Source organism: uncultured Proteiniphilum sp. (assembly GCF_937873925.1).
Lineage (GTDB): Bacteria > Bacteroidota > Bacteroidia > Bacteroidales > Dysgonomonadaceae > Proteiniphilum.
This window is the reverse complement of the sequence record NZ_CALNAT010000225.1, coordinates 1-8,639: the sequence shown is the minus strand read 5'-3', so window position 1 is coordinate 8,639 and position 8,639 is coordinate 1. Positions and strand designations below refer to the sequence as shown.

General features: G+C 40.5%; 6 protein-coding genes. All 6 read left to right on the top strand.

Going from position 1 to position 8,639, the window contains the following annotated elements; genetic code table 11:
• Positions 1 to 2,248, top strand: a 2,248-nt coding sequence (locus Q0502_RS15315; RefSeq protein WP_298652575.1) for a SusC/RagA family TonB-linked outer membrane protein, incomplete at its 5' end; no start/stop codon positions are given.
• Positions 2,249 to 2,259: 11 nt separating this feature from the next.
• Positions 2,260 to 3,645 carry a RagB/SusD family nutrient uptake outer membrane protein gene (locus Q0502_RS15310; RefSeq protein WP_298652573.1) on the top strand — a complete coding sequence of 462 codons (1,386 nt, stop codon included), beginning with the start codon at positions 2,260 to 2,262 and terminating at the stop codon, positions 3,643 to 3,645.
• Positions 3,646 to 3,657: 12 nt separating this feature from the next.
• Positions 3,658 to 5,493, top strand: coding sequence for a glycoside hydrolase family 13 protein (locus Q0502_RS15305; protein WP_298652571.1), 1,836 nt, complete (start codon positions 3,658 to 3,660; stop codon positions 5,491 to 5,493).
• A 20-nt stretch (positions 5,494 to 5,513) separates the two neighbouring features.
• Entirely contained in the window at positions 5,514 to 7,187 is a 1,674-nt protein-coding gene (locus Q0502_RS15300; RefSeq protein WP_298652568.1) for a carboxylesterase family protein, read from the top strand.
• 33 nt (positions 7,188 to 7,220) lie between these two features.
• Complete coding sequence (locus Q0502_RS15295; protein ID WP_298652565.1) at positions 7,221 to 8,195, top strand: sugar phosphate isomerase/epimerase; 975 nt, start codon at positions 7,221 to 7,223, stop codon at positions 8,193 to 8,195.
• A gap of 146 nt (positions 8,196 to 8,341) precedes the next feature.
• Positions 8,342 to 8,639 (top strand): twin-arginine translocation signal domain-containing protein (locus Q0502_RS15290; protein WP_298652562.1); only part of this gene is annotated, 298 nt, incomplete at its 3' end.

Sequence of the window (8,639 nt, the reverse complement as noted above, 5' to 3'; positions counted from 1 at the left end):
CTATCTGAAACTATATAGAGAGGGGTTGGTAAATGACTATACTTTTAATCCTCAAAGTGCTCCTGATCCGGCAACAGTGACTACTTATCCGGGAGGATACACCGAAGCGGAAGCATTAGCCAATAATACGGATTGGCAAGATTTGGTAACACGCACAGGAATATCTACTTACAATGATCTTTCAATTTCGTTCGGTTCGAATAGACTAAAGACCTATATCGGACTTTCAAACGTTGCCGAAAATTCCTATATAAAAGAGAATCACTTCAAACGAACAAGCGGACGTTTGAACCTTGATTATTCTCCGTTTAACTTTCTTCAGGTAGGAGGAAACTTTACTTTTTCCAGAACTTTCAATAAGTATGTTCCCGTTAGTTGGGATGGGGGATATGGTCGTGCCATTAGCAATGCGTTACCTTATTTTCCTGCATACGACTCAGATGGAAACTATTATAAATTCCCGATGTCAACCAATCCGGTCGCAGAAATATATGAAAAACTTCGGGAGATTTATACAGATCGGGTAATGACTAACATGTATGCCGATTGGACAATTATAAAAGATCTCTCCTTTCGTGTAGAAGGTAATATTGATTATAGGGATAACGAATCGAACTATTTACGAACGAAAGAATTATCAACTGCGCCTAATAGTAACATAACCAATCAGTATGATATGAACTGGAATGCCAAGGCATTGTTGAATTATGCCTTAAAGGTGGGAGACAATCATCGTTTTCATTTCCTTTTAGGTACAGAGGCATTAAGGTCTAAAAGAACCTCCAACTATAGGAATGTTGTGTTTGAGATGGGTAAGGAGGATTGGTTGTATAATAACCCGGAATTCGATCCGTCAAAAGAAACATCTACCCGTTATCCTAATCAGGAGTATTCGTTCATTTCTTTCTTCGGTCGTGTAAACTATACATTGAAAGAGCGTTATATGCTCACTGCTACTTATCGTCGTGATGGTTCATCCCGTTTTGGAGAGAATAATAAGTTCGGTGATTTTCCTGCAGCCTCCGTTGGTTGGTTAATCACGGAAGAAGATTTTATGAAGGATAATGATATTGTAAGCCTCCTGAAATTAAAAACAGGTTATGGTATTACAGGAAATGCGGAAATACCAAACTATGCCCAATGGGGGGCAGTCAATGTGAATGAGACACAATTATACACCGGAAAACAGTACTGGTATATTAATTCTTTAAAGAATCCGAACCTGAAATGGGAGACAACTAATACTTTTGACGTCGGTTTGGAGTACGGATTCCTGAAAAATCGGTTCTCAGGGGAAATAGGATTCTATAATAAGAACTCTAAAGATCTATTCCTGAATGTTCGTGTTCCTGCATCCGGTGGATATACCCAATTCTTAGGCAATATAGGAAAAGTGCGCAATACCGGAATAGAATTCAATGTTAAGTCTGTGAATGTCAATAATCATGATTTTAACTGGACAACCGATTTTAATATCAGCTACAACAAAAACAAAGTGATTGATGTAGGTACCGCCGGGCCTGATGCATTAGGCGGTGAGGGTGATACTCGTGTACTTGTCGGACAACCTATCGGGGTCAACTATCTGGTAAAAACTATCGGTGTTGATCCGCAGGATGGTGCTCCGATTTATGAAATGTTGGATGCGAATAAAAAGCCAATCGGATCAACCAAAGAATATAATGCAGAACGTGACCGTCAGCCGGTCGGTCATCCTTATTCTGATTTCGTTGGGGGGCTGAATAACCGCTTTTTATGGAAAAATTGGGATTTCGGTTTCATGTTTACTTTCCAGATAGGAGGAAATATTTATGACGATGGTGAAAAGTTTCAAATGAATAATATGGGAACCTGGAATTTGAAAGAGAGGGTTTTGGATCGCTGGCAAAAACCGGGTGATATAACCGATATACCCCGTATTACATTAGGCAGGAGTGGAATTAATCAGGCACGTAATACAACCGAATATTTGCATGATGCAGGTTTTCTCCGCCTTAAGAACCTGAATGTCGGTTATACATTCACCGGGACACCCTTGAAAAGACTTTATATTCGTGACGTACGTATTTATGCCCAGGCGACCAATCTGCTTACCTTATTTAATGAATATTATACTAAGTATAGCGGTGAACCGGAAATCATGCGTGACGTGACAAGTGCACAGGCCCGTAACTTGAGTTTGAATGTCACTTATCTTACTCCCCCGCAGGCATGTACCTATACTATTGGATTAACAGTTAATTTCTAAAGATTACTATCATGAAGAGAAAAAATATATTCCTTATATCCCTTTGTTTAATTTTGGGATTTACGACTTGTGACGATATGGATTTCCTGCAGATTAAACCGGATAATCTGATTCTGACTGATGATGCAGTGAAAACAGTTGATGATCTTGAAAAATTACTTTTGGGTACTTATCAGCAAGTTCGTTCTGGGGGTTTTTGGGGTGGAGAAGCTTTACGTGGATTCGGAGTGATATCCGATGACGCAATAGCTAATACCGCTACGTTTCAGTGGGTGCAGATGACCACTCATGAAATGAATCTGGTAAATCCGGTTGGGCGTGACTTGTGGCAAAACACCTATAACGCTATTAACAGGGCCAATCAGGTTGCCTTTAATGATCTTGCAGAAGAAATATTATCTGCGTCCGGGGACAAAGCCATTCAGTTCAAAGCTGAAGCTGCCTTTATCAGGGGGTTCGGACATTTCCATTTAGTCAGGGCTTTCGGGCTACCTTACTCGGAAGAGCATAAAAATACTGCAGAAATGGGTATCCCCATCCGTGTAAGAGGAGTAATGGATCGGGAAACAGCTTTTGAGATTATTCAACGTTCGACCGTTGAGGAGGTATACAATCAGGTTATTACTGATCTTGAATTTGCTGCTGCAAACCTTTCTTCTTCTAACCAATGGGATTCGGGAAGAGCCACATCGGATATTGCCAAAGCGTTATTAGCTAAAGTACATTTTTATCGTCACGATTATGCACAGGCTGCCAAATGGGCTAATGAAGTGATAAGTACCGGAAAATATCAGCTTGATGAGGATATGACAGCCAAATATGCAAGAGCAGAAAAAGGAACCGCAACTCATGAAGTTATTTTTATGATCCCTTCCATTTCTATTACAGAGGATTCTTGGGGCGGCTTGCGTGCATTTCGTACAAATGATTTAACTCTCCCGATTTACCATCCTTCAGAATCTTTACTACAAGCGTATGACGATGTAAATGATAAACGATTCGAAACTTTCTATAAAGAAATAAACGGTTCATGGTATACTACTCGTTTTGATTATCAATATATGGATGGGATTGTCATGGCCTATAATGAACTACTCCTTATTTACGCGGAAGCTTTAGCCGAATCAGGTGGTGATTTGAATGAAGCGCTGACCGCTCTGAACCTGATTGAGCATCGAGCCTACGGAGAAAATAAAACGACTCAACAAGATAAGGAGAGTATAATTAATGCTTGTCGTAAAGAGCGTCGGCTTGAGTTGGCCCTGCAAGGTGAACGTTTGTTTGAGTTGAAACGTACACGACAGAATGTACGGGGTAATGCATGGGATTCAAGGAAGATATTATTCCAGATCCCTGATGTAGAGCAGAGTGGGAATCCTTATGTGACAATGAACTAAAAGCGTACTCTCATGAGAAATAAATCTATTTTATACATTCTGATAGTCTTATTTGCCGGAGCTTCTGTAGAAGCCCGGCAAATAGACCGTATTGAACCGCTCTTCTGGTGGAGTGGAATGAAAAACCCGGAGTTACAGTTAATGGTGTATGGAGAAGAGATAGCCTATTACAAACCGTCTATTGACTATCCGGGTGTTTACTTGAAAAGTAGTGTTGCTGTTGAAAGCCCGAATTACCTGATCCTATACCTCGATATATCGGAAGCAGAACCAGGGAATTTCGATATTACTTTTAGCCGTAATCAGGAAAAAATAAGTTACACTTATGAGCTGAAGCAAAGGAAAGATAGTATGACAGATATAAGAGGTTACGATTCATCTGATGTGCTTTACCTGATTATGCCGGATAGATTTGCTAATGGAGATACTACTAATGATCAGCTACCGATGACAGCTGAATATACGGTTGATCGTACCCGGCCTGGAGCTCGTCATGGTGGTGATCTTTTAGGCATCGAACAACATTTGGACTATTTGGAAGAGCTGGGAGTGACGGCAATCTGGTTGAATCCTGTTTTGGAGAATGATGGCAGAGGCGGCTTTTACCATGGATATTTTGCCACAGATATGTATAGTATTGATCGCAGGTTGGGATCCAACGAAGATTATCTGCGGTTGATAGATAAAACACATAAAAGGGGTATGAAAGTTGTTATGGATATGATATTTAATCATATTGGAGCAAATCATCCATGGGTACTTGATAAACCGGCAAGGGATTGGTTTAATGTCAGTCCCAGTCAACGCGGGAATCATGCCAAAGAGATTTTCTATGATAACTATGCTTCCCGATATGATTCTGATGTAATGAAATATGCCGGTTTTGGTATTGATTTGAACCAGGCAAATCCACATGTAGCGACTTATCTTATCCAGAATTCGATCTGGTGGATTGAATATGCCCGTATCGATGCGATCCGGCAGGATACTTATCCCTATGCCGATTATGATATGATGCGTGAATGGAATATCCGGATAATGGAAGAGTATCCGCAGTTTAATATTGTTGGTGAAATATGGACAGAGTATACCATTGGAACCGCCTGGTGGCAAAAAGGCAGTAAACTTAATTCGGGGAAAGATACCGAATTGAAATCGGTGATGGATTTTACTCTTATGAGTATTGCCAGTGAAATATTTAACAATAAGTCTGCTCCGAATGGGAGATTGCAGAAATTGTATACACATATGTGTTATGATTTTGTTTATCCCGATATACAGAATGTATTACGGTTCCTTGAAAATCATGATACAGACCGTTTCCTTCGGGAGAAACCCGCAGATTTACATGCATATAAGCAGGGATTGGCCTTTCTTTTGACGATTCCGGGTACTCCTCAACTCTATTATGGACAGGAATTACTCATGTATGGAACAAAGAGCGCTCCCGGGGGTGATGGAAATATACGTTTAGATGTACCGGGAGGTTGGCCTGGCGACACTGAAAACTGGTTTACACCGGAGGGACGTTCTGCCATGCAGAATGAGGCATGGAATTATCTTCAGACCCTTCTTCGGTGGAGGAAAAATAATAAAATAATATCGGAAGGTACAATGATTCATTTTCAACCTAATCAGGGAGTATACGTATATGAACGCTATCTGAACGGTCAAAGTATAATCGTTATATTGAATGGGGCTAATCAAGAAGTTAATCTTCCCTTATCGCGGTACAATGAAATTTTAAGAGGAAAAACAAAAGGGACAGATATTATTACGAACCGGGTAATTCCTTTAGAAGGGGAGTTGAAAATTAATGCGAAAGAGGTGCTAATTCTGGAAATGTAATCTAATTAAGTCACAATCTTATGATTAATAGACGAGAATTTGTAAAGCAGATAGGTGTGGGGACTGCAACCATCGGCCTGGGTAGTATAACCGCCATTACTTCATGTAAAGATGTAGATAAAGCATCAGTAACTTCATCGTATTCAGACGATGAGCAAACGCTTTTTATTGGTGATGATATTGCTATCGTCGAAACAGTATACGGCAAAGTCCAGGGATATATACTGAATAAAGTCTATACCTTTTTAGGGATTCCATATGGTGCAGATACTTCAGGAAAGAATCGCTTCAAGCCTCCGCAAAAACCGACACCGTGGGAAAATGTACGTCCGGCTGTTTTTTATGGACATACTGCCCCGCAAAATATGGAAAATCGTTGGCCTAATAATTACGGCACTTTTGCAGATCATTGGAATTATTGGGATGTTAGTGAAGATTGCCTTTGTCTGAATGTCTGGACTCCGGCAATAAATGATAATAGGAGGAGGCCTGTATTGCTTTGGCTTCATGGCGGAGGTTTTACGAGTGGAAGTGGAATTGAGCAGGACGGATATCATGGAGAAAATCTGAGTCGATACGGAGATATTGTTTTTGTTTCCGTCAATCATCGTTTAGGACCTTTAGGTTTCTCCGATCTTTCGGGTGTAGGAGGAGAAAAGTATAAAGATTCCGGAAATGTAGGAATGCTTGATATTATTCTTGCGATGGAATGGATCAGGGATAATATTGCTGTTTTTGGGGGTGATGCCGAAAATGTGACGGTTATGGGGCAGTCCGGTGGAGGTGCAAAAGTGTGTACTGTAGCAGCTATGCCTGCAGCAAAGGGTATGATACATAAAGCCGTGCCTTTGAGTGGATCGACTATTGAGGCATCCGATCAAAATATCACAAGGAAGATCGGCGAGTATATACTTAAAGAGGCAGGATTGACCCGTAATGAGATTGATAAACTTCAAGATATTCCTTGGAAAGATTATATTGAATTAAGCAATAAGGCTGCGAGGAAGTGTCTGGAGGAAATGCAAACTACTTCACGTCGTACATTTGGGCCTGTTGGCGATGGAATTCATATTCCTAAAGGAACATTCTATTCTTCCGAAGCATCAGAAGGAGCACCACAAGTACCGATGCTATTGTGTACTACTTTTCATGAATGGAATCCCAATAGAGGAGATGCTTCTTTGGAAAATATTACGCTTGGAGAGGTGGTAGAAAAACTTCGGCCTCGTTATGGAGATAAAGCCGGAAGGATTGTAGAGATGTATGCGGAGAACTTTCCTGAATATCGACCGGTGGAGATATGGGCATTAATACTATCTTCTCGGGAGTCAGTAGTGAAAACTGCAAATGCAAAGCTGGCGCAGGGACAACCGGTATATATGGCATGGTTTGGGTGGGAACCACTTTTATTCAATAACAGGATGAGGAGTTTCCATTGTTTGGATATTTGTTTCTGGTTTCGTAATGTAGACCGGATGATTACCCATACCGGTGGAGGTAAAAGGCCGCGTTTATTATCTGATAAAATGTCAGATGCTCTGTTGGCCTTTATGCAGACAGGTAATCCCAATAGTGACGGATTACCTGTATGGAACCAATATTCAAATGAGAATGGAGAAGTCATGATATTGAATGACAAATCAGAAATGAGGAACGATCCCGATAGAGAGGCCCGGAAATCTCTCGGCGAATAAAGTTATGATTGGTATAATGCGGAAGGAAAGTTTATGAGTAAAAAGAAATTGACACGCCGTGAAATGTTGCGTGCTTCAGGTATCGCAATTGCTGGAGGGGGACTAAGCGGTTTACTATCATGTGTCTCTCATGATCAGCAATCTCTGAAAAGTGTAGATAAAGGAACCAAACCTTTCAGGATAAGCCTCAATACGTCTACTATTCGTGGGTATAAGTTACCAGTTGAACAGCAAATAGATCTTTGTGCAAAAGCTGGATTTGATGGTATTGAATTATGGGTTAGTGATGTGGAGGCGTATGTCAAAGCTGGAGGAACACCGGAATCTTTGAATCGACAGATTAAAGAGCATGGATTGATCCTGGAAAATATGATTACCTTTTCTACCTGGATCTCTGATGATTCGGTACGTCAAGCCGAAGGAGTACAGAAAATGCGCCAGGATATGGAGTTGACAGCACGACTGGGAGGGGCTTATATCGCTGCACCTGCCCAGGGAATTTCCCATATTGAAAGAGAAAGATTACAAGAGTATAGTGAGCGGTATCGTAGTATTTTAGAAGAGGGAGATCATACTGGAGTTACTCCCATTATTGAGTTGTGGGGAGGAGGTGTACTGAATCAACTTTCAGATATTGCTGCAATTAGTATTGGTACAGCACATCCTAAGGCTTCAATGCTTTTGGACTTTTACCATCTTTACAGAGGTGGAAATTCATTCAATTCTTTATGGCAAATAAATGGGAAATCCTTACCGATATTTCATATCAACGATTATCCAGATTCTATATCGCGTGAAACATTGAAAGATGCGGATCGTATATTTCCCGGAGATGGAATTTGTCCTTTTGATAAAGTACTCCCTCTTCTACATGAGACAGGATTCTGTGGTGGATTGTCGATAGAACTTTTTAATCAAACATATTGGGACACAATGAGTGTACAGACACTGCTCAAGAAAAGTATGGAAAAGATAACCAATGTAATTAAAAGTAGTATGTCTGTGTAATGCCTGATCTCTGGTATTTTCCGTTAATTTTTTTGCTGCAAATAATCTCAGAAAGGCACTCTATGAAAACACAGTGAAGATTGCCTTATGCCTTGCTTGTATTTGTAAAACTTAATTCTCAATTATTAACTACTAATTTAAATGTTATGACAACACGAAGAAATTTTTTAAAGAAAACAGGACTATTAGGAGCCGGACTTGGTGTTTCGTCTGTAATTTCTCCTCATGTGATGACTTCCTTTAACCGTAGCGCTACACCCAGTGACCGCATAAATGTTGCAGTTATCGGAGTGGGTATGGGCTGTGCCGATCTTAATGGAGTTCTCCAGAACGAATGGGCTCATTGTGTTGGAATGTGTGATGTGAATGAGGAGCGATTGGAAGCCCAAGCGGCAGATTTTAAAAAGAGATATCCCAATCAGACAGCCGACATGAAATTATATA